The sequence below is a fragment of the Streptomyces sp. NBC_01314 genome (assembly GCF_041435215.1).
Classification (GTDB): domain Bacteria; phylum Actinomycetota; class Actinomycetes; order Streptomycetales; family Streptomycetaceae; genus Streptomyces.
Genome location: NZ_CP108394.1, coordinates 3,413,671 through 3,433,130, shown reverse-complemented (window position 1 = coordinate 3,433,130; position 19,460 = coordinate 3,413,671). Strand labels below are relative to the sequence as shown.

Sequence of the window (19,460 nt, the reverse complement as noted above, 5' to 3'; positions counted from 1 at the left end):
GCGCCTAGCAGTACTTGTCGCTGGGGTCCCGAGTCGTCCAGGAGCAGGAGTCGACCTTCGAACCGCCGGCCTTCGACAGCGTCGCCGTATCACTCGTGTTGTTCCACACGTACGCCTTGCGGTCCTGGAACTTGGTCGCGCTGGTGTCCGTACCCGACCCGGTGCGGACCTTGATGTACTTGCCCGCCCCGATCTTCACGTCGAGGAACGTGTACCTGTGGTTGTCGGGGTCCTTGAGCACCCAGCCCTTCAGGGAGATCGCCGACGAACTCGTGTTCTTGATCTGCACCCACTCGCCGTTGAGGCTCGTGTTGGAGCGCGTGTCCTTGCCCGGACTGTCGAAGTACACGCGGTGGATGACCACACCTCCGGCGGCCTCGGCCGGGCTGCTCAGCAGAGTGCCGGTCAGGGCCACGGCTCCGGCGAGCGCGGGCAGGGCAGCGCGTATGCGCTTGTGCATGGATCCCCCCAGGGTCCTCGTTCACGTTCTGTTGATCCGATAATCGGATCAACAGGGCAGAAGTCATATCACTCCGCCTTCACGCGCGCTTCACAAACGGAGAAACAGCCTCGTCAACCACAGACCGCACGAAGTGGGTCATCAAGGGGACGCGCGGTCCTGCCGGACACCGGATGCGGCCACAATGGAGGGATGAGCGACAGTCCAGCCCCTCTCGCCGATCCGCATCTCGTCTTCGACCCTGTCGACGGTGTCCGGGACGTGGTGATCCTCGGATCGACAGGATCGATCGGCACCCAGGCCATCGACCTCGTCCTGCGCAACCAGGACCGCTTCCGCGTCACCGGGCTCTCCGCCGCCGGAGGGCGGGTGGAGCTGCTGGCCGAGCAGGCGCACCGCCTGCGGGCGCGGACCGTCGCCGTCGCCCGCCAGGACGCCGTGCCGGCGCTGCGCGAGGCCCTGGCGGGGGCGTACGGGCCCGGGGAGGCCCTGCCCGAGATCCTCGCCGGACCGGACGCCGCCACCGAGGTGGCCGCGTCCGACTGCCACACCGTGCTGAACGGCATCACCGGCTCCATCGGCCTCGCCCCGACCCTCGCCGCCCTGAAGGCGGGCCGTACCCTCGCGCTCGCCAACAAGGAGTCGCTCATCGTCGGCGGCCCGCTGGTGAAGGCGGTGGCCGAGCCGGGCCAGATCATCCCGGTCGACTCCGAGCACGCCGCCCTCTTCCAGGCCCTCGCCTCCGGCACCCGGGCCGACGTGCACAAACTGGTCGTCACCGCTTCCGGGGGCCCGTTCCGTGGCCGTACGAAGGCGGAGCTGGCCGACGTGCGGCCCGCCGACGCCCTCGCGCACCCCACCTGGGCCATGGGCCCGGTCATCACCGTGAACTCCGCGACCCTGGTCAACAAGGGCCTGGAAGTCATCGAGGCGCACCTCCTCTACGACATTCCCTTCGACCGTATTGAGGTGGTCGTGCATCCCCAGTCGTATGTCCACTCGATGGTTGAGTTCACGGACGGATCGACGATGGCCCAGGCGACGCCCCCCGACATGCGCGGGCCCATCGCCATCGGCCTCGGCTGGCCGCAGCGCGTCCCGGACGCCGCGCCCGCCTTCGACTGGACCAAGGCGTCCACCTGGGAGTTCTTCCCCCTCGACAACGACGCGTTCCCGTCGGTCGGGCTCGCCCGGCATGTGGGACAGCTCGCGGGCACCGCCCCGGCGGTGTTCAATGCGGCCAACGAGGAGTGCGTCGACGCGTTCCTGCACGGCGGTCTCCGGTTCGACGCGATCATGGAGACCGTCACGCGGGTCGTCGAGGAGCACGGCACCCCCGCGACGGGAACTTCCCTGACCGTGGCGGACGTCCTCGAAGCGGAGACCTGGGCGCGCGCCAGGGCCCGTGAACTGACCAACTCGACCGGCAAACCCACCGAGCGGACTACCGCGGAGGCCCGTGCATGACGACCCTGATGTTCATCCTCGGCATAGTGGTCTTCGTGATCGGCCTGGCGTTCTCGATCGCGTGGCACGAGCTGGGCCACTTCTCGACCGCCAAGCTCTTCGGCGTCCGCGTGCCCCAGTTCATGGTGGGCTTCGGCCCGACCGTCTGGTCACGCAAGAAGGGCGAGACCGAGTACGGCGTCAAGGCGATCCCGCTCGGCGGCTACATCCGCATGATCGGCATGATCCCGCCCGGCCCGGACGGCCGGATCGAGAGCCGCTCGACCTCCCCGTGGCGCGTGATGATCGAGGACGCCCGCGCGGCCTCCTTCGAGGAGCTCCAGCCCGGCGACGAGGACCGCCTCTTCTACAAGCGCAAGCCGTGGAAGCGCGTCATCGTGATGTTCGCCGGACCCTTCATGAACCTGATCCTGGCCTTCGTGATCTTCCTCGGCGTGATGATGACCTTCGGCACCCAGACCTCGACGACCACGGTCAGCAAGGTCTCGGACTGCGTCATCTCCGCGAGCGAGAACCGCTCGAAGTGCAAGGACAGCGACAAGGAGGCCCCCGCCAAGGCGGCGGGCCTGAAGCCCGGCGACAAGATCGTCGCGTTCGACGGCACCCCCGTCGAGGACTGGTCCGCCCTGCAGGCCGACATCCGTGACAACCCCGGCAAGCAGGTCACACTCACCGTGGACCGCAAGGGCGAGAAGGTCGACCTCGACACCACCCTCATCAAGAACAAGGTCAGCCAGACCGACGGCAAGGGCGGCTACGTCGAGGGCAAGTACGTGTACGCCGGCTGGCTCGGCTTCACCCCCGCCTCCGACATCCTCCCGCTGTCCTTCGGCGCCTCCGTGGACCGCATGGGCGACATGATGGAGAACGGCGTCGAGTCCCTGATCTCCCTGCCCGCCAAGGTCCCCGCCCTGTGGGACGCCACCTTCGGCGACGGCGAGCGTGAGGCCGACTCGCCCATGGGCGTGGTCGGCGCGGCCCGCGTGGGCGGCGAGATCTTCACCATGGACATCCCCGCCACCCAGCAGCTCGCCAGCTTCCTCATCCTGCTGGCCGGCTTCAACCTCTCCCTCTTCCTGTTCAACATGCTCCCGCTCCTCCCGCTCGACGGCGGGCACATCGCGGGCGCCCTGTGGGAGTCGCTGCGCCGGAACACGGCAAAGGTGCTGCGCAGGCCCGACCCCGGCCCGTTCGACGTGGCGAAGCTGATGCCCGTCGCGTACGTGGTGGCCGGCATCTTCGTCTGCTTCACGCTGCTGGTGCTGATCGCGGACCTGGTGAACCCGGTGCGCATCTCGTAGTCACCCGTTGTTCACGGCGGCCGGGCACGCTCGCGGAGCGGCGCCCGGCCGCCGTCGTACGGGTACGTGCGCCCACCTGCGTCCGAACTCCGCAGCGAGTCTCCCCAACGGGTGGGTTACGGACCGATGGAGGTCCCCCGCCGAGTGCATTCGAGGTGGGGGAGTGCTCCGGCCCATGCCTGTGCCGTAATCTCGAAGCCTGGAGCCCGCCCGTACCGGGACCCGATCCTGATCCACAACCTGGGGTTGCACAGCAGATGACTGCGATTTCTCTCGGCATGCCGTCCGTTCCGACCAAGCTCGCCGAGCGCCGGAAGAGCCGGCAGATTCAGGTCGGGTCCGTGGCGGTCGGTGGAGACGCCCCGGTGTCGGTCCAGTCGATGACCACCACGCGCACGTCGGACATCGGCGCCACGCTGCAGCAGATCGCCGAGCTGACGGCCTCCGGCTGCCAGATCGTCCGCGTCGCCTGCCCCACGCAGGACGACGCCGACGCCCTCCCGGTGATCGCCCGCAAGTCGCAGATCCCGGTCATCGCCGACATCCACTTCCAGCCGAAGTACGTCTTCGCCGCGATCGAGGCCGGGTGCGCCGCCGTCCGCGTCAACCCCGGCAACATCAAGCAGTTCGACGACAAGGTCAAGGAGATCGCCAAGGCGGCGAACGACCACGGCACCCCGATCCGCATCGGCGTCAACGCCGGCTCGCTGGACCGCCGCCTGCTCCAGAAGTACGGCAAGGCGACCCCCGAGGCGCTGGTCGAGTCCGCTCTCTGGGAGGCCTCCCTCTTCGAGGAGCACGGCTTCCGGGACATCAAGATCTCGGTCAAGCACAACGACCCGGTCGTCATGGTCAACGCCTACCGCCAGCTGGCCGCCCAGTGCGACTACCCCCTCCACCTCGGCGTCACCGAGGCCGGCCCCGCCTTCCAGGGCACCATCAAGTCGGCCGTCGCCTTCGGCGCGCTGCTCTCCGAGGGCATCGGCGACACGATCCGCGTCTCCCTGTCGGCCCCGCCGGTCGAGGAGATCAAGGTCGGCAACCAGATCCTCGAATCCCTCAACCTCCGCCAGCGCGGCCTCGAAATCGTCTCCTGCCCCTCCTGCGGCCGCGCCCAGGTCGACGTCTACAAGCTCGCCGAAGAGGTCACCGCCGGCCTCACCGGCATGGAGGTCCCCCTCCGTGTCGCCGTCATGGGCTGCGTCGTCAACGGCCCCGGCGAGGCCCGCGAGGCCGACCTCGGCGTCGCCTCCGGCAACGGCAAGGGCCAGATCTTCGTCAAGGGCGAGATCATCAAGACCGTCCCCGAATCCAAGATCGTCGAGACCCTGATCGAGGAGGCGATGAAGATCGCCGAACAGATGGAGGCGGACGGCGTCACCTCGGGCGAACCGACGGTGGCGGTGGCGGGCTGAGGGGCCGCAGGCCCCTCAGGGGCGCGGGGCTGTATCCGATGTGCGGCTCCGCCGCGTGGGCGCGACCAGCCACGCCGCACCCGTACCCGCCGAAGCGCAGTAGCCCCCGGGCCATGGGGCGCCCGCCCGTGGCGCAGCCACAGGGCCCCCCGCCACAGCCCGGCAGGGTATCGTGCGGAGACCAGCGCAGACCCCAGGGTGAGGCCCCCGCACGTGTTGACCCAGACCACCACCAGGGTCCTCGAACCGAGTGACCTGGACGCCGCACTCGCCGTCCTGGACCGAGACCCCGTCGCGAACGCCTTCGTGACGTCCCGCGTCCGGGTCGCCGGCCTCGACCCCTGGCGGCTGGGCGGCGAGATGTGGGGCTGGTACGAGGACGGCGCTCTGACCTCCCTCTGCTACGCCGGCGCCAACCTCGTCCCCATCTGCGCCACCCCCCGCGCCGTACGCGCCTTCGCCGACCGCGCCCGCCGGGCCGGCCGCCGCTGCTCCTCGGTCGTCGGCCCCGCCGAACCCACCGCCCAGCTCTGGCGGCTGCTCGAACCCAGCTGGGGCCCGGCCCGCGAGGTCCGCCCCCACCAGCCCCTCATGGTCACCGACCGGCTCCCCGACCCCGCCGAGGTCATCCCCGACCCGTACGTCCGCCGGATCCGCAAGGACGAGATGGACGCGATCATGCCGGCGTGCGTGGCGATGTTCACCGAGGAGGTCGGCGTCTCCCCGCTGGCCGGCGACGGCGGCCTGCTCTACCAGGCCCGGGTCGCCGAACTCGTGGGCTCCGGCCGCTCCTTCGCCCGCCTCGGACCCGACGGCCGTGTCGTCTTCAAGGCCGAGATCGGCGCAGCGACCCCCCGGGCCTGCCAGATCCAGGGCGTCTGGGTGGCCCCCGAACACCGGGGCCAGGGCCTGGCCGCCCCGGGCATGGCGGCGGTCCTCCGCTACGCCCTGGCCGACGTCGCCCCCCTGGTCAGCCTCTACGTCAACGACTTCAACACGGCGGCGAGGCGCACGTACACCAGGGTGGGCTTCCAGGAGGTCGGCGAGTTCATGAGCGTGCTGTTCTGAGAGGCCGGACCCCGTAAGGGGCGCGGCGCTGTATCGGGCTGCGGCCACGCCGCGTGGGCGCCGTCGGCCACATCCGGCCCGCGCCCCGCAGACAACCCGAACCCCCCTGTAGCATCCGCAACATGAGCCTCGTCATCGGCCCCTTGGACCTCTCCGCCCACGTAGACGAGGCCCTAGCCGTCCAAGCAGTCGCCTTCGGACTCGCCCCCGACGAGGTAGCCGTACGCCGCCACATCGTCCTCCGCCACATGACCTACCCGGGGGCACGCGCACTCGGCGTCACGGCCGAAGGCCACCTCGTCGGCTTCGTCTACGGCATGCCCAACGACCGCACACACTGGTGGTCCACCGTGGTGGAGCCCTACCTCCGCGCCCTCCACCACGAGCACTGGCTGGACGACTCCTTCGTGATCACCGAACTGCACGTCCACCCCCGCCACCAGAACCACGGCGTCGGCCGCGCCCTGATCACCACCATCACCGACAGCGTGCCCGAACCCCGCTCGATCCTCTCCGCGATCGACGTCGACAGCCCGGCCCGCGGCCTGTACCGCTCCCTCGGCTACACGGACCTGGCCCGCCAGGTCGTCTTCCCCAGCGCCCCCAAGCCGTACGCGGTGATGGGCGCCCCCCTGCCCCTGCGCCGCAGGTAGCCGCCGTACCACCCCGTGCCGTCACCGCCGGATTTCCAAGGGCCCCCGCCGCCCGGCTAACCTCCTGCCATCACCTCTCCCCGACTCTCGGCCGCGCTCGAGCGGGGGGACCCCCATCGGCAGGAGTACGAGAACCATGGCGAACGCACCGGTCCAGCGCATGTCCCAGTTGATGGCGAAGACGCTGCGCGACGACCCGGCGGACGCCGAGGTGCTCAGCCACAAGCTGCTCGTCCGCGCCGGCTACGTCCGCCGCACCGCGGCCGGAGTGTGGACCTGGCTGCCGCTCGGCAAGAAGGTCCTCGCCAACGTGGAGCGCATCGTCCGCGAGGAGATGGACGCGATCGGCGCCCAGGAGGTGCTGCTCCCCGCACTGCTGCCGAAGGAGCCGTACGAGGCCACCGGCCGCTGGGACGAGTACGGCCCGGAGCTGTTCCGCCTGAAGGACCGCAAGGGCGGCGACTACCTCCTCGGCCCGACCCACGAGGAGATCTTCACGCTGATCGTGAAGGACCAGGCGTCCTCCTACAAGGACCTGCCGGTGATCCTCTACCAGATCCAGACCAAGTTCCGTGACGAGGCCCGCCCCCGCGCCGGCATCCTGCGCGGCCGTGAGTTCCTGATGAAGGACTCGTACTCCTTCGACACGGAGGACGAGGGCCTCGCCCAGTCGTACGCCCTGCACCGCCAGGCGTACCAGAAGGTGTTCGAGCGTCTGGGCCTCGACTACCGCATCTGCGCGGCGACCGCGGGCGCGATGGGCGGCTCGAAGTCGGAGGAGTTCCTGGCCCCGGCCGGCGCCGGCGAGGACACCTTCGCGGACTGCCCGGCGTGCGACTTCGCGGCCAACACCGAGGCGATCACGTTCGAGTTGAAGCCGGTGGACGCCGACGGCGTGCCCGCCCTCGAAGAGATCCCGACGCCCGACACCCCGACGATCGAGACCCTCGCCGCCCACCTCGGCGTCGCGGCCTCCGCGACCCTCAAGAACCTCCTCGTGAAGGTCGACGGCGAGATCGTCGCCGTCGGTGTCCCCGGTGACCGCGAGGTCGACATGGGCAAGGTCGAGGCGCACTTCGCCCCGGCGGTCGTCGAGATGGTCACCGAGACGGACTTCGCGGGCCGCCCCGACCTGGTCCGCGGCTATGTCGGCCCGCAGGGCCTCGGCGAGAAGTTGACGTACATCGCCGACCCGCGGGTGGCGCCGGGCACCGCCTGGATCACCGGAGCCAACAAGGCCGGCACACACGCCAGGAACGTCGTCGCGGGCCGTGACTTCGAGGTCGGCGCGTACGTCGACGTCGTGGTCGTCCAGGAGGGCGACCCCTGCCCGAACTGCGGCACCGGCCTCAAGCTGGACCGCGCCATCGAGATCGGCCACATCTTCCAGCTCGGCCGCAAGTATGCCGACGCCCTCAAGCTCGACGTCCTCGGCCGGCATGGCAAGCCCGTCCGCGTCACCATGGGCTCGTACGGCATCGGCGTCTCCCGCGCGGTCGCGGCCCTCGCCGAGCAGTCCGCCGACGACAAGGGCCTGTGCTGGCCCGCCGAGGTCGCCCCCGCCGACGTGCACGTCGTCGCCGCGGGCAAGGCCCTCCAGACCGAACTGGCCCTCGACGTCTCCGAGAAGCTGCGGGCCGCCGGCCTCCGCGTCCTGGTCGACGACCGCGCCGGAGTCTCCCCGGGCGTGAAGTTCACCGACTCCGAGCTGATCGGCGTACCGAAGATCCTGGTCGCCGGCCGCCGCTCCGCCGAGGGCGTCCTGGAGCTGAAGGACCGCCGCACCGGTGAGCGCGAGGAGCTGACGGTCGACGAGGCGATCGCCCGCCTGACCACCGCCTGATCGCCGCTCGATCGCCGCTTGAAGGAAACCCTCAGAATCTTCTCCGGGGACCTATAGCCACCTCACAGGTTTCTCTCAGACCGTTCCCCGACCGTAGGGCGTGACAGAACGTCACTACGGAGGGGAACGGGCATGACGACCAGTGAACGAGGCGCCCTCGCGGGAATGCGCAGAGGCGCCCGGCGTACGGCGGCCACCGCGGCGGCGGTCACGCTCGCGGCGGCGGCCGGCATGTTCGCGCTGATCGGCACGATGCAGGCGGACGCGGACACCACCGCGAGCGGCAGCGGCAGCGGCACGAGTTCGACGTCGTCGAGCACGAGCAGCGACACGGGTTCGGGCAGCGGCAACGGCACCAGCAGCGGCACGGACACGTCGTCGGACTCGTCCTCCTCCTCTTCCTCTTCCTCCGACGGTTCGAGCGACTCCTCCTCGGAGTCCTCCTCGGACCTTCAGTCCTCCTCCGACGGCATGACGTCCTCCACGGACGACTCCGCGGACTCCACGTCGGGGGCGTCGTGATGACCGCGTCCACGACCTCCCGCCCCACGGCCGCCACGGACTGGCGGGCGCTCGGCACGAGTGTCCGCCTGGTCACCACCGACCCGGCCCTGCTCGACTCCTGCAACCTGCTCCTGGCCCGGCACCTGGCCGAGGTCGACGCCACCTGCAGCCGTTTCCGTGCGGACTCGGAGCTGTCGACGCTCAACGCGGCCGAAGGACGTCCCGTGAAGGTCAGCCCGCTGCTGGCCGAGGCCCTGGCGGTGGCCCTGCGCGGCGCCCGCGCCACGGACGGCGCGGTGGACCCCACGGTCGGCTCGGCGATGGACGCCCTCGGCTACGACCGTGACTTCACCCTGGTCCAGGAGGACGACCGCCCGGTGCGGCTCACGGTGAAGCGGGTGCCGGGCTGGAGCCTGGTCGAACTGGACCACGCCACGAACACGGTGACCCTCCCGCCCGGCGTCAGCCTGGACCTGGGAGCCACGGCCAAGGCATGGGCGGCCGACAGGGCGGCACGGACGCTGGCGCGGACGGCCGACTGCGGCATCCTGGTCAGCCTCGGCGGCGACACGGCCGTCGCGGGCGAACCCCCGGCCGGCGGCTGGCGCGTCCGCGTCCAGGACGAGACGGCCCCGGTCGACCGCCTCCCCGAGCACGGCCCGTACGCCACGGTCGGCATCCGCAGCGGCGGCCTCGCCACCTCCGGCACCACCGCCCGCCGCTGGCGCCGCGGCGACCACGACCTCCACCACATCGTCGACCCCCGCACGGGCCAACCCGCCGCCACCCCATGGCGCACCGTCTCGGTGGCCGCCGCCACCTGCGCCGACGCCAACGCCGCCACCACCGCCGCCCTGGTCAAGGGCGAGACCGCGGTCCGCTGGCTGTCCCGCCTGGGACTCCCGGCCCGACTGGTCACCCACGAGGGCACGGTCGTCACCACACCGGGCTGGCCCTCCCCGACGCCGAGAGCCGAGCCCGCCGCATGAGCGACGAGATCCTCTGGTACGCCAACAGAGCCACCGGCGCCGTCTGTCTGGTCCTCTTCACCGTCGTCGTCCTCCTCGGCATAGCGGTGCGGCTGCGCACCCGCATCCCCGGCCTGCCGCGCTTCGGCACGGTCTCCCTCCACCGCGTCCTCTCCCTCTCCGCCACCGCGTTCCTGGCCCTGCACATCGTGGCCGCCGTCATCGACGACTACGTGGACATCACGGTCGTCGACGCGTTCATCCCCTTCGTCTCCGACTATCAGCCCCTCTGGCTCGGCCTCGGCACGGTCGCCCTCGACCTGCTGCTCGCCGTCCTGGTCACCAGCCTCCTGCGGGCCCGCGTCGGCCACCGCACCTGGCGCGCCGTGCACTGGCTGGCGTACGCGTCCTGGCCGTTCGCCCTGGTCCACGGCATCGGCATCGGCACCGACAACGGCACCGCCTGGATGCTCTGGCTCACGGCCGCCTGCGTCGCCGCGGTGCTCGCCGCCCTCGCCCCGCGCGCCGCCCACGCCGTACGCGCCTCCCGCCGCACCCCCGCCACCCTGCTCCGCACGGCCGAAGGAGCCCGCCCGTGACCACCACGACCGCCCCCACCGCCCCGGCGTTCCTCTCCGACCTCGTCATGCCACCCCGGCTCCTCGCCCCCGGCGGCACCCCGGCCGACCACCCCACCCACGAACAGCGCTACGGCCCCCTCACCGCCCTCACCCCCGCCGACCTGCTCCGGGTGACCGCCGAGTCCGGCCTCACCGGCCGTGGCGGCGCCGCCTTCCCCACCTACCGCAAGCTCGCCTCCGTCGCCGAGGCGGGCCGCCGCACCGGCCGCGCGCCGGTGGTCGTCGCCAACGGCTCCGAGGGCGAACCCGCCAGTGCCAAGGACAAGACGCTGCTGCGCCTGTCACCCCACCTCGTCCTGGACGGCCTCCGCCTGGCCGCCGAGGCGACCGGCGCGGCCGAGGCGTACCTCGCGGTCGAGGCGTACCTCGCGGTCGAGGAGGGCACGGCCCACCTGGAAGCGGCCGTCACCGAACGCCGCGACCCGGTTCCCGTGCGAGTCGTCCGTGTCCCCGGGCGCTTTCTCTCCGGCGAGTCCTCGGCGCTCACCCAGCACCTCGACGGCCGGGCCGCCCTGCCCCGCCACCAGAACCCCCCGGTCCGCGAACAGGGAGTGCATCGCGCCCCCACCCTCGTCCAGAACGTCGAGACCCTCGCCCACCTGGCCCTGATCGCCCGCTACGGCGCCGACTGGTACCGCTCGGCCGGCACCCCCGCCGAACCCGGCAGCGTCCTGTGCACGCTCCACGTCCCGGGCCACACCCCCCGCGTCGTGGAAGCCCCCTACGGCCTCCCCCTGCACCGCCTGCTCCCCCTCCACGGCACGAGCGCGGTCCTGATCGGCGGTTACCACGGCACCTGGATCCCCGCCCACCGGGCCGCCCGACTCGCCCTCAGCGCAACCGACCTGGGCGCCGGAGTCCTCGTCGCTCTCCCCGCCGACCGCTGCGGCCTCGCCGAGACCGCCCGGGTCCTGCGCCACCTCGCCCTGGAGTCCGCCGGCCAGTGCGGCCCCTGCCTCAACGGCCTGCCCCGCATCGCCGCCGCCTTCCGGACCCTGGCAGCCCCCGGCCCCCAGGGCACCACCCGCGACGACATCGCGCGCTGGGCCGGCCTGGTGGAGGGCCGAGGAGTCTGCCACCACCCCGACGGCACCGTCCGCCTGGCCCGCAGCGCGTTGACCACCTTCGCCCCGGAACTCGACGCCCACGCCAAGGGCTACTGCACGGCCACGAACCACACGCCCGTCCTGCCGGTCCCCGAGAACAGGACCTGACCCGATGAACGCCTCCACGGCCCCGACCCTCGACGTCGACTGGACCGCCTGCCAGGGCCACGGCCTGTGCGCGGAGCTCCTGCCGGACCACATGACCCTGGACGAATGGGGCTACCCGCTCTTCGAGAAGGGCCCCCTGCCGAGAACGGCATGGAAACGAGCCAAGAGAGCGGCGGCCGACTGCCCGGTCCTGGCTCTGAAACTGAACGTCGGGTAGGACGGCGCCGGGTTCTCAGGGGAGCTGGCCGGTCGATATACGGCCCCGCCGCGCGGGCGCGACCAGCCGCGCGCGACCGTCACTGGCCGGACGCACCCGACCGAACCGGCTCTGTACCCGAACAGGTCAGAGCCACCCGGCGAACTCCAGCAACAACTCCGCGTCCCGAGGCCGCCCCACCCGCCGAGCCCGCACCCCCGACTCCACGGCCCGGAACAACGTCCACCCCCGCAACCGCTCCTGATCCACATCCAACGACTCGGCCAGCTTCTTCACCCGCCGCCGAGTGATCGCCGCCCCCGACGGCGAGGCGATCAGATCCTCCACCCGGTCCCGCACCAGCCGAGCAAGATCGAACGCGCACTCACCCACCACCGGATCCGGCCCCACGGCCAGCCACGGCGACCGCTCCCCGGCCAGCACCTTGCTCTGCCGGAACGTCCCGTGCAGCAGCCGCTCCTCGGGGACATCCGCGAGCAACTCCTCGCGCACGGCGAGAGCGGCGTCGACCAGGGCCTCGGTCTCCCCGTCACCGGCGGAGCCGATCCGCATCAGCTCGGCCTGCCGCCCCGTCCGCCCGGCCACGGTCTCGAAGACATGCGCCGCGGGCGGCTCCACCCACAGCCGCCGCATGGTCGCCGCGGCCTCCAGCAGCGCCTTGGCCTCGGGCAGCGACCGCACCGACAGATCGGGACGCAGCCGCTCCAGCAGCAGCACGCCGGAACTGTCCCCGGGGTTGAGCATCTGCACCGCGCCCCGCCCGTCCCAGTGCGCCAGGGCCGCGCGCTCACTCTCCGGCCGCGCCCGCTCGGGCGCCAGCTTGAGCACGGCGGGAGTGCCGTCGATCAGTCGTACGAGGAGCACCAGACTGCTGCGGCCGCCGGGTGCCTGCACCCGCTCGACGGTCAACTCGCGTAGATCGACGGCCTGTCGCAGCAGCTCGGGGAGGGTTTCCAGCCATTCGCCGATGCCGTCACCGCCGTCCGGCCGCCGGGTCTCGGCGAGCGCCCGCACCAGCCGCTGCGGCGGTTCGAAGTCCTCGAAAGCCATGCGAGCCATGTGCGAGTCGTTCCCTTCCGGAGCGTGATCAGGTGCGCGGTGTCGCCGACGGGCCGGCGGCGGCCGTCCGCTCGGCGAGACCAGGGAAGGCTACGCTTCCGCCCCGCCACCGCACCGCCCGCACCGCCGCTTCCCGCAGCGCCTCGGCCGCTGTGCCGCGCCGGTCCCTCTCGGAGGCCCGGACGAGATCGGAGTACACGTTGGCCACCCGCTCCTCCAGTTCGGCGGCGAGCCGTTCGGCGGAGTCGGAATCGGTCACCTGGAAGGGCAGCGTGTATCCGGCCGCCGCGACGGTGGGTGTGCCCCCCAGGTCCCGCACGGTCCGGGTGAGTGCGTCCCGGCGGGCCCGGTGCGCGTCGTACGCCTCCCGGGCCTCGCGCTGCCGCGACTCACCGATCTTCCCGCCGACGACGCCGTACCCGTACACGGCGGCGTGCTCGGCCCCGAGCGCCGCCTGTACCGCCTTCAACTCCCCGCCGCTCACTTCGCACCCTCCGTCAACACGTACGCGTGGCTGGCCCCCGCGGCGGCCACCGAAGCCATCAGCCGCGCCATCTCACCCGGTACCTCCAGCAACGCCTCGGCCCGCTTGTCGGCGAGCCTCCGCTCGGCGGCGGCCAGCTCGGTGAGGGCCGCCCTGGGGTCCTCGGGCGCGGGGGAGGGGGACGCGGACGCGGAGGGCGAGCCGGACGGAGAAGCGGACGCCCTGCCCGCACCCGCCGCCTTCCCGCCCCCGAACGCCCGGGCATGCCGTACGACCTCGCCCCGCAGAGGCGTCAGGAGCGCGGCCAGATCCGGATGCGCGGCGATGACGGCGTCGTACCGCTCCAGGAGCGCCTCGCTGTCCCGTGCCACACGCGCGCGTGCCCGCTCCACGGCCGAGGGACCGCTCCCGGCCGCATCCGCCCCCTCACCCCCGGGCGAGCACCCCACGAGCACGCCCACGCCGGCGGCCCCGACGAGCAAACTCCTTCTACGCGGCCCCGACGGGGCACGCGACGACAGGCTGAACGACACAACAGACGTCCTCGGGAGGTCGTACGAACAAAGAAGCGGTGTGATCACGGTACCCGTGAAACCCGCTGTGCCCCGATAGGGCGCGGGGCTGTATCGACACGCGGCTCCGCCGCTCGGGCGCGACCAGCCCTCACGCACCCGCAGCCGCCCGAATACCGGCACTCCCGAGCCATGGGGCACCCCCGCGCACAGCGACCGCGTGGACGGCAACACCCCAGCGGAGCGGCTACCCTTTGACCTGACACGCGCCCTACCCACAACAGCACACGCGGCCGAGGAGTCACCCGGATGAGCACCACCCAGAGCGAGAGGCTGCGAGAACTACTGGAACCGCTCGTACGCTCCCAGGGCCTGGATCTCGAAGAGATCGCAGTGGACTCGGTCGGACGCAAGCGGGTGCTGCGCGTGGTCGTCGACTCCGACGAGGGCGCGGATCTGGACGCGGTCGCCGAGGTCAGCCGGGCGCTCTCGGCCAAGCTGGACGAGACGGACGCGATGGGCCAGGCGGAGTACACCCTGGAGGTCGGGACGCCGGGCGCCGAGCGCGCCCTCACCGAGCACCGGCACTACCGTCGCGCCGTGGACCGTCTGGTGAAGTTCACGCTCCGCGAGGACGGGGAACTGATCGCCAGAATCCTGACCGTGGACGACGACGGCCTCGACCTCGAAGTGCCCGGTGTGAAGGGCCGCAAGGCCACCGCCCGCCGGCTCGCCTTCGACGAGATCGACAAGGCCCGCGTCCAGGTCGAGTTCAACCGCAAGGACAAGAAGGACATGACGGAAGAAGAGGAGGCGTAGCCGTGGACATCGACATGAGTGCCCTGCGGGGTCTGGTCCGGGAGAAGGAGATCTCCTTCGACCTGCTGGTCGAGGCGATCGAGGCGGCCCTCCTCATCGCCTACCACCGCACCGAGGGAAGCCGCCGTCACGCGCGCGTGGAGCTCAACCGGGAGACCGGCCATGTGACCGTGTGGGCGAAGGAGGACCCCGAGGACCTGGAGGAGGGGCAGGAGCCGCGCCCGTTCGACGACACCCCGTCGGACTTCGGGCGCATCGCCGCCACCACCGCCAAGCAGGTGATCCTGCAGCGGCTGCGGGACGCGGAGGACGACGCGACGCTCGGGGAGTACGCGGGGCGCGAGGGCGACATCGTCACCGGTGTGGTCCAGCAGGGCCGCGACCCGAAGAACGTGCTCGTCGACATCGGCAAGCTGGAGGCCATCCTGCCGGTGCAGGAACAGGTCCCGGGCGAGGCGTACCAGCACGGCATGCGGCTCCGCTCGTACGTCGTACGGGTGGCGAAGGGCGTACGCGGTCCTTCCGTGACGCTCTCCCGCACGCACCCCAATCTGGTGAAGAAGCTCTTCGCGCTGGAGGTGCCGGAGATCGCCGACGGGTCCGTCGAGATCGCCGCCATCGCGCGTGAGGCGGGTCACCGTTCGAAGATCGCCGTCCGCTCCACCCGCAGCGGCCTGAACGCCAAGGGCGCCTGCATCGGCCCGATGGGCGGCCGGGTGCGCAATGTCATGGGCGAGCTGAACGGCGAGAAGATCGACATCGTCGACTGGTCGGACGACCCGGCGGAGATGGTGGCGAACGCGCTCTCCCCGGCCCGGGTCTCCAAGGTCGAGGTGGTGGACCTCGCGGCCCGCTCCGCGCGCGTGACGGTGCCCGACTACCAGCTGTCGCTGGCGATCGGCAAGGAGGGGCAGAACGCCCGCCTCGCCGCCCGCCTCACCGGCTGGCGGATCGACATCCGCCCGGACACCGAGCAGCCGGCGGAGTAACCACTCGATCGGACGTCCGAGCTGGGCCATCCGGGTACTTCCCGGGGCCGGGGAATAGATCCAGGCCGCAGGTGGCTTAGATCACGACAACAACCGTTCGATTTTTGCCCCGAAGGGGTGAGGTCGGTGCGGGGAGGTAGACTTAGCAGTGTCTGGCCGGACGCGCGCCCGCGCATGCCCTGAACGCACCTGTGTGGGGTGCAGGCAGCGATCGGCCAAGACCGAACTGCTGCGGGTCGTGGCGACCGAGGACGAATGCGTCCCCGATCCTCGCGGTACGCTGCCCGGCCGGGGTGCGTACGTTCACCCCGCCCAGGTCTGTCTCGACTTGGGGCTACGCCGCCGGGCGTTCACGAGGGCGCTGCGTGCCCCGGGAGCGCTCGACACAAAGGCGTTGCGCCGATACGTGGAGCAGACAACAGTTGCCGAGCAGGCAACACCGTAAAACGTGCCGTGCGGAACCTCCGTACGGCCCTGGTACCCCGCGAGTTGGAAGTAGGTCGAGATTGCGATGAGCACTCGATGAGCACGCGATGAGTACGCCCATGAAGTAGCGACGGTCCGGACGCACCCGGACCTAAAAAGGAGCGAAGTGGCTAAGGTCCGGGTATACGAACTCGCCAAGGAGTTCGGGGTTGAGAGCAAGGTCGTCATGGCCAAGCTCCAAGAACTCGGTGAATTCGTCCGTTCGGCGTCCTCGACGATCGAGGCGCCCGTTGTACGCAAGCTGACCGATGCCCTCCAGCAGGGCAACGGCGGCGGTAAGTCCGCCCCCCGCAAGTCCGCCCCGGCTCGTCCGGCGGCACCCTCTTCCGCGCAGGCCGCACGTCCGGGCGCCCCGCGTCCGGGTCCGGCCGCACCGAAGCCGCCCGCCGCGGAGAAGCCCGCGGCCGCGTCTCCGGCCCCGGGCCCGCGCCCGCTGCCGGGTCCCAAGCCGCCGGCGCCGAAGCCCGCTCCGGCCTCCCCGGCCCCGAGCGTGCCCGAGTTCCAGGCACCCCCGTCGGCTCCGGCCGCACAGTCCCCGCGACCGAACGTCCGTCCCGGCCCGGCTGCTCAGCGACCGGCCGGTGGCCAGGGCGGCCAGCGTCCCGGCGGTCCCGGTCAGGACCGACAGGACCGTGGTCAGGACCGGCAGGATCGCGGTCAGGACCGTCCGGACCGTGGCCAGGCGCCGCGTCCCGGTGGTCAGCGTCCCGGCGGTGCCGGTGCGCCCAAGCCGGGCGGTGCCCGTCCCGCGGGTCCGCGTCCCGGTAACAACCCCTTCACGTCCGGTGGCTCCACCGGCATGGGTCGCCCGCAGGGCCCCCGCCCCGGTGGCGCTCCGCGTCCCGGCGGCCAGGGTGGTCCCGGTGGCGCCCAGGGCGGTGCGCGTCCCGCGGCTCCCGGCCAGGCGCCGCGTCCGCAGGGTGCCGGCGGCGGTCCCCGTCCGCAGACTCCGGGCGGCTCACGCCCGACCCCGGGCGGCATGCCCCGTCCGCAGGGTGGGGCTCCCCGTCCCGGCGGCGGCCCCCGTCCGAACCCCGGCATGATGCCGCAGCGTCCCGCTGCCGGCCCGCGTCCCGGTGGCGGTGGCCCCGGCGGTCGCGGTCCTGGTGGCGCCGGTCGTCCCGGTGGTGGCGCCGGCGGTGCCGCTCGTCCCGGTGGCGGCGGCGGTGGCTTCGCGGGTCGTCCCGGTGGTGGCGGCGGCGGCGGTGGCTTCGCCGGTCGTCCCGGTGGTGGCGGCGGCGGTTTCGCGGGTCGTCCCGGTGGCGGTGGCCCCGGTGGTGGCGGCGGCTTCGGTGGCGGCGGCGGTCGTCCCGGCTTCGGCGGTCGTCCCGGTGGTCCGGGTGCCCGTGGTGGCACGCAGGGCGCCTTCGGTCGTCCCGGCGGTCCCGCGCGTCGTGGTCGCAAGTCGAAGCGGCAGAGGCGCCAGGAGTACGAGGCCATGCAGGCCCCGTCGGTCGGCGGCGTGATGCTGCCTCGCGGCAACGGACAGTCCGTCCGCCTGTCGCGCGGTGCGTCGCTCACCGACTTCGCCGAGAAGATCGGCGCCAACCCGGCGTCGCTCGTCGGCGTGATGATGAACCTCGGCGAGATGGTCACTGCCACGCAGTCAGTCTCCGACGAGACGCTGAAGCTCCTCGCGGACGAGATGAACTTCATCCTCGAGATCGTCAGCCCGGAGGAGGAGGACCGCGAGCTTCTCGAGTCCTTCGACATCGAGTTCGGCGAGGACGAGGGTGGCGAGGAGTTCCTCGTCGCGCGTCCGCCGGTCGTGACCGTCATGGGTCACGTCGACCACGGTAAGACCCGCCTTCTCGACACCATCCGCAAGACGAACGTCGTCGCGGGCGAGGCCGGCGGCATCACGCAGCACATCGGTGCGTACCAGGTCGCGACCCAGGTCAACGACGAAGAGCGCAGGATCACCTTCATCGACACCCCGGGCCACGAGGCGTTCACCGCCATGCGTGCCCGTGGTGCGAAGTCGACCGACATCGCGATCCTCGTGGTGGCGGCCAACGACGGTGTGATGCCCCAGACGATCGAGGCGTTGAACCACGCCAAGGCGGCCGGTGTGCCGATCGTGGTCGCGGTCAACAAGATCGACGTCGAGGGTGCCGACCCGACCAAGGTGCGCGGTCAGCTCACCGAGTTCGGTCTGGTGGCCGAGGAGTACGGCGGCGACACGATGTTCGTCGACATCTCCGCCAAGCAGGGCCTCAACATCGAGGCTCTCCTGGAGGCCGTGGTCCTCACCGCGGACGCCTCGCTCGACCTGCGGGCCAACCCGGAGCAGGACGCGCAGGGTATTGCGATCGAGTCCCACCTCGACAAGGGCCGCGGCGCCGTCGCGACCGTCCTGGTCCAGCGAGGCACCCTGCGGGTCGGCGACACCATGGTGGTCGGCGACGCGTACGGCCGTGTCCGCGCGATGCTCGACGACAAGGGCGACAACGTGGAAGAGGCGGGTCCCTCGACCCCGGTCCTCGTCCTCGGTCTCACCAACGTCCCGGGCGCCGGCGACAACTTCCTGGTTGTCGACGAGGACCGTACGGCGCGTCAGATCGCCGAGAAGCGCGCGGCGCGTGAGCGCAACGCCAACTTCGCCCGCCGGGGTGTCCGGTTCTCCCTGGAGAACCTGGACGAGGCCCTCAAGGCCGGTCTGGTGCAGGAACTCAACCTCATCATCAAGGGCGACGCGTCCGGTTCGGTGGAGGCTCTCGAGTCCTCGCTGCTCCAGCTCGACGTCGGCGAAGAGGTCGACATCCGCGTCCTGCACCGCGGCGTGGGTGCGGTCACCGAGTCGGACATCGACCTGGCGACCGGCTCCGACGCCATCGTCATCGGCTTCAACGTCCGCGCTGCGGGCCGCGCGGCGCAGATGGCGGAGCGCGAGGGCGTCGACGTCCGGTACTACTCGGTGATCTACCAGGCCATCGAGGAGATCGAGGCGGCCCTCAAGGGCATGCTCAAGCCGGAGTACGAGGAGGTCGAGCTCGGCACGGCGGAGATCCGCGAGGTCTTCAAGTCGTCCAAGCTGGGCAACATCGCCGGTGTCCTGGTCCGCTCGGGCGAGGTCAAGCGCAACACCAAGGCGCGCCTCGTCCGCGACGGCAAGGTCATCGCGGAGAACCTCACCATCTCCGGTCTGCGTCGCTTCAAGGACGACGTCACTGAGCTCCGCGAAGGATTCGAGGGCGGTATCAACCTCGGAAACTTCAACGACATCAAGATCGACGACGTCATCGCGACGTACGAGATGCGCGAGAAGCCGCGTTCGTAACCAGCGGTGGTTCATGCCGGCCGGGGGTGACTCGTTCACCCCCGGCCGGTGTGGCCGTTCCTGGGGGCTTCGCCCCCGGA

At 71.5% G+C, this 19,460-nt stretch carries 19 protein-coding genes; 15 read left to right on the top strand and 4 right to left on the bottom strand.

The genetic code is table 11. The features are described 5' to 3' along the window. Positions 1–4: 4 nt before the first annotated feature. A complete protein-coding gene (locus OG622_RS15000; protein WP_371576565.1) occupies positions 5–460 on the bottom strand; it encodes a lamin tail domain-containing protein in 456 nt (151 codons plus the stop codon). A 192-nt stretch (positions 461–652) separates the two neighbouring features. On the opposite strand from OG622_RS15000, the gene dxr reads away from it, so the two are divergent. From dxr to OG622_RS14945, 11 genes are all read left to right on the top strand, one after another. Then, positions 653–1,927 (top strand): 1-deoxy-D-xylulose-5-phosphate reductoisomerase, encoded by a 1,275-nt coding sequence (gene dxr / locus OG622_RS14995; RefSeq protein ID WP_371576564.1) that lies wholly within the window; start codon positions 653–655, stop codon positions 1,925–1,927. Next, entirely contained in the window at positions 1,924–3,228 is a 1,305-nt protein-coding gene (locus OG622_RS14990) for an RIP metalloprotease (RefSeq protein ID WP_371576562.1), read from the top strand. Before dxr ends, OG622_RS14990 begins: the two co-directional genes overlap by 4 nt. Before the next feature lie 257 nt (positions 3,229–3,485). Next, a complete protein-coding gene (gene ispG, locus OG622_RS14985; protein ID WP_371576561.1) occupies positions 3,486–4,643 on the top strand; it encodes a flavodoxin-dependent (E)-4-hydroxy-3-methylbut-2-enyl-diphosphate synthase in 1,158 nt (385 codons plus the stop codon). A gap of 213 nt (positions 4,644–4,856) precedes the next feature. After that, on the top strand, positions 4,857–5,711 hold the full coding sequence (locus OG622_RS14980; protein WP_371576559.1) for a GNAT family N-acetyltransferase: 855 nt from the start codon (positions 4,857–4,859) through the stop codon (positions 5,709–5,711). A 122-nt stretch (positions 5,712–5,833) separates the two neighbouring features. Continuing rightward, positions 5,834–6,364 carry a GNAT family N-acetyltransferase gene (locus OG622_RS14975; RefSeq protein WP_371576557.1) on the top strand — a complete coding sequence of 177 codons (531 nt, stop codon included), beginning with the start codon at positions 5,834–5,836 and terminating at the stop codon, positions 6,362–6,364. Positions 6,365–6,500: 136 nt separating this feature from the next. Next, positions 6,501–8,207 carry a proline--tRNA ligase gene (locus OG622_RS14970; RefSeq protein ID WP_371576556.1) on the top strand — a complete coding sequence of 569 codons (1,707 nt, stop codon included), beginning with the start codon at positions 6,501–6,503 and terminating at the stop codon, positions 8,205–8,207. Between the two features lie 132 nt (positions 8,208–8,339). Continuing rightward, positions 8,340–8,729 carry a hypothetical protein gene (locus OG622_RS14965; RefSeq protein ID WP_371576555.1) on the top strand — a complete coding sequence of 130 codons (390 nt, stop codon included), beginning with the start codon at positions 8,340–8,342 and terminating at the stop codon, positions 8,727–8,729. Further along, a complete protein-coding gene (locus OG622_RS14960) occupies positions 8,729–9,700 on the top strand; it encodes an FAD:protein FMN transferase (protein WP_371576554.1) in 972 nt (323 codons plus the stop codon). The genes OG622_RS14965 and OG622_RS14960 overlap by 1 nt, the downstream gene beginning before the upstream one ends. Then, complete coding sequence (locus OG622_RS14955; protein ID WP_371576552.1) at positions 9,697–10,278, top strand: ferric reductase-like transmembrane domain-containing protein; 582 nt, start codon at positions 9,697–9,699, stop codon at positions 10,276–10,278. The genes OG622_RS14960 and OG622_RS14955 overlap by 4 nt, the downstream gene beginning before the upstream one ends. After that, positions 10,275–11,534 carry an NADH-ubiquinone oxidoreductase-F iron-sulfur binding region domain-containing protein gene (locus OG622_RS14950; protein WP_371576550.1) on the top strand — a complete coding sequence of 420 codons (1,260 nt, stop codon included), beginning with the start codon at positions 10,275–10,277 and terminating at the stop codon, positions 11,532–11,534. Before OG622_RS14955 ends, OG622_RS14950 begins: the two co-directional genes overlap by 4 nt. Positions 11,535–11,538: 4 nt before the next feature. Further along, positions 11,539–11,751, top strand: coding sequence for a ferredoxin (locus tag OG622_RS14945; protein WP_371576549.1), 213 nt, complete (start codon positions 11,539–11,541; stop codon positions 11,749–11,751). 126 nt (positions 11,752–11,877) lie between these two features. Here OG622_RS14945 and OG622_RS14940 read toward each other — a convergent pair whose 3' ends face one another. The 3 genes from OG622_RS14940 to OG622_RS14930 are packed head-to-tail and all read right to left on the bottom strand — an operon-like array spanning position 11,878 to position 13,827. Continuing rightward, positions 11,878–12,810 carry an aminoglycoside phosphotransferase family protein gene (locus OG622_RS14940; RefSeq protein ID WP_371576547.1) on the bottom strand — a complete coding sequence of 311 codons (933 nt, stop codon included), beginning with the start codon at positions 12,808–12,810 and terminating at the stop codon, positions 11,878–11,880. A gap of 28 nt (positions 12,811–12,838) precedes the next feature. Then, positions 12,839–13,294, bottom strand: coding sequence for a ferritin-like domain-containing protein (locus OG622_RS14935; RefSeq protein ID WP_371576545.1), 456 nt, complete (start codon positions 13,292–13,294; stop codon positions 12,839–12,841). Beyond that, entirely contained in the window at positions 13,291–13,827 is a 537-nt protein-coding gene (locus tag OG622_RS14930; RefSeq protein ID WP_371576543.1) for a hypothetical protein, read from the bottom strand. The genes OG622_RS14935 and OG622_RS14930 overlap by 4 nt, the downstream gene beginning before the upstream one ends. 288 nt (positions 13,828–14,115) lie before the next feature. Between OG622_RS14930 and rimP the strand changes: the two genes are divergently transcribed. The 4 genes from rimP (at position 14,116) to infB (ending at position 19,380) form a co-directional block, all read left to right on the top strand. After that, positions 14,116–14,625 carry a ribosome maturation factor RimP gene (rimP, locus tag OG622_RS14925; protein ID WP_046706848.1) on the top strand — a complete coding sequence of 170 codons (510 nt, stop codon included), beginning with the start codon at positions 14,116–14,118 and terminating at the stop codon, positions 14,623–14,625. Positions 14,626–14,627: 2 nt separating this feature from the next. After that, a complete protein-coding gene (nusA, locus tag OG622_RS14920; protein ID WP_371576541.1) occupies positions 14,628–15,614 on the top strand; it encodes a transcription termination factor NusA in 987 nt (328 codons plus the stop codon). 148 nt (positions 15,615–15,762) lie between these two features. Beyond that, positions 15,763–16,059: a YlxR family protein gene (locus OG622_RS14915; RefSeq protein ID WP_371576539.1), complete on the top strand. Its 297-nt coding sequence runs from the start codon at positions 15,763–15,765 to the stop codon at positions 16,057–16,059. A gap of 147 nt (positions 16,060–16,206) precedes the next feature. Next, positions 16,207–19,380: a translation initiation factor IF-2 gene (gene infB / locus OG622_RS14910; protein WP_371576537.1), complete on the top strand. Its 3,174-nt coding sequence runs from the start codon at positions 16,207–16,209 to the stop codon at positions 19,378–19,380. Positions 19,381–19,460: the final 80 nt, after the last annotated feature.

Bases quoted from the DNA above. Each gene is read 5' to 3' on its own strand.
- OG622_RS15000 (WP_371576565.1), bottom strand. From the start codon at position 460: ATGCACAAGCGCATACGCGCTGCCCTGCCCGCGCTCGCCGGAGCCGTG.
- dxr (WP_371576564.1), top strand. From the start codon at position 653: ATGAGCGACAGTCCAGCCCCTCTCGCCGATCCGCATCTCGTCTTCGAC.
- OG622_RS14990 (WP_371576562.1), top strand. From the start codon at position 1,924: ATGACGACCCTGATGTTCATCCTCGGCATAGTGGTCTTCGTGATCGGC.
- ispG (WP_371576561.1), top strand. From the start codon at position 3,486: ATGACTGCGATTTCTCTCGGCATGCCGTCCGTTCCGACCAAGCTCGCC.
- OG622_RS14975 (WP_371576557.1), top strand. From the start codon at position 5,834: ATGAGCCTCGTCATCGGCCCCTTGGACCTCTCCGCCCACGTAGACGAG.
- OG622_RS14970 (WP_371576556.1), top strand. From the start codon at position 6,501: ATGGCGAACGCACCGGTCCAGCGCATGTCCCAGTTGATGGCGAAGACG.
- OG622_RS14965 (WP_371576555.1), top strand. From the start codon at position 8,340: ATGACGACCAGTGAACGAGGCGCCCTCGCGGGAATGCGCAGAGGCGCC.
- OG622_RS14960 (WP_371576554.1), top strand. From the start codon at position 8,729: ATGACCGCGTCCACGACCTCCCGCCCCACGGCCGCCACGGACTGGCGG.
- OG622_RS14955 (WP_371576552.1), top strand. From the start codon at position 9,697: ATGAGCGACGAGATCCTCTGGTACGCCAACAGAGCCACCGGCGCCGTC.
- OG622_RS14945 (WP_371576549.1), top strand. From the start codon at position 11,539: ATGAACGCCTCCACGGCCCCGACCCTCGACGTCGACTGGACCGCCTGC.
- OG622_RS14940 (WP_371576547.1), bottom strand. From the start codon at position 12,810: ATGGCTCGCATGGCTTTCGAGGACTTCGAACCGCCGCAGCGGCTGGTG.
- rimP (WP_046706848.1), top strand. From the start codon at position 14,116: ATGAGCACCACCCAGAGCGAGAGGCTGCGAGAACTACTGGAACCGCTC.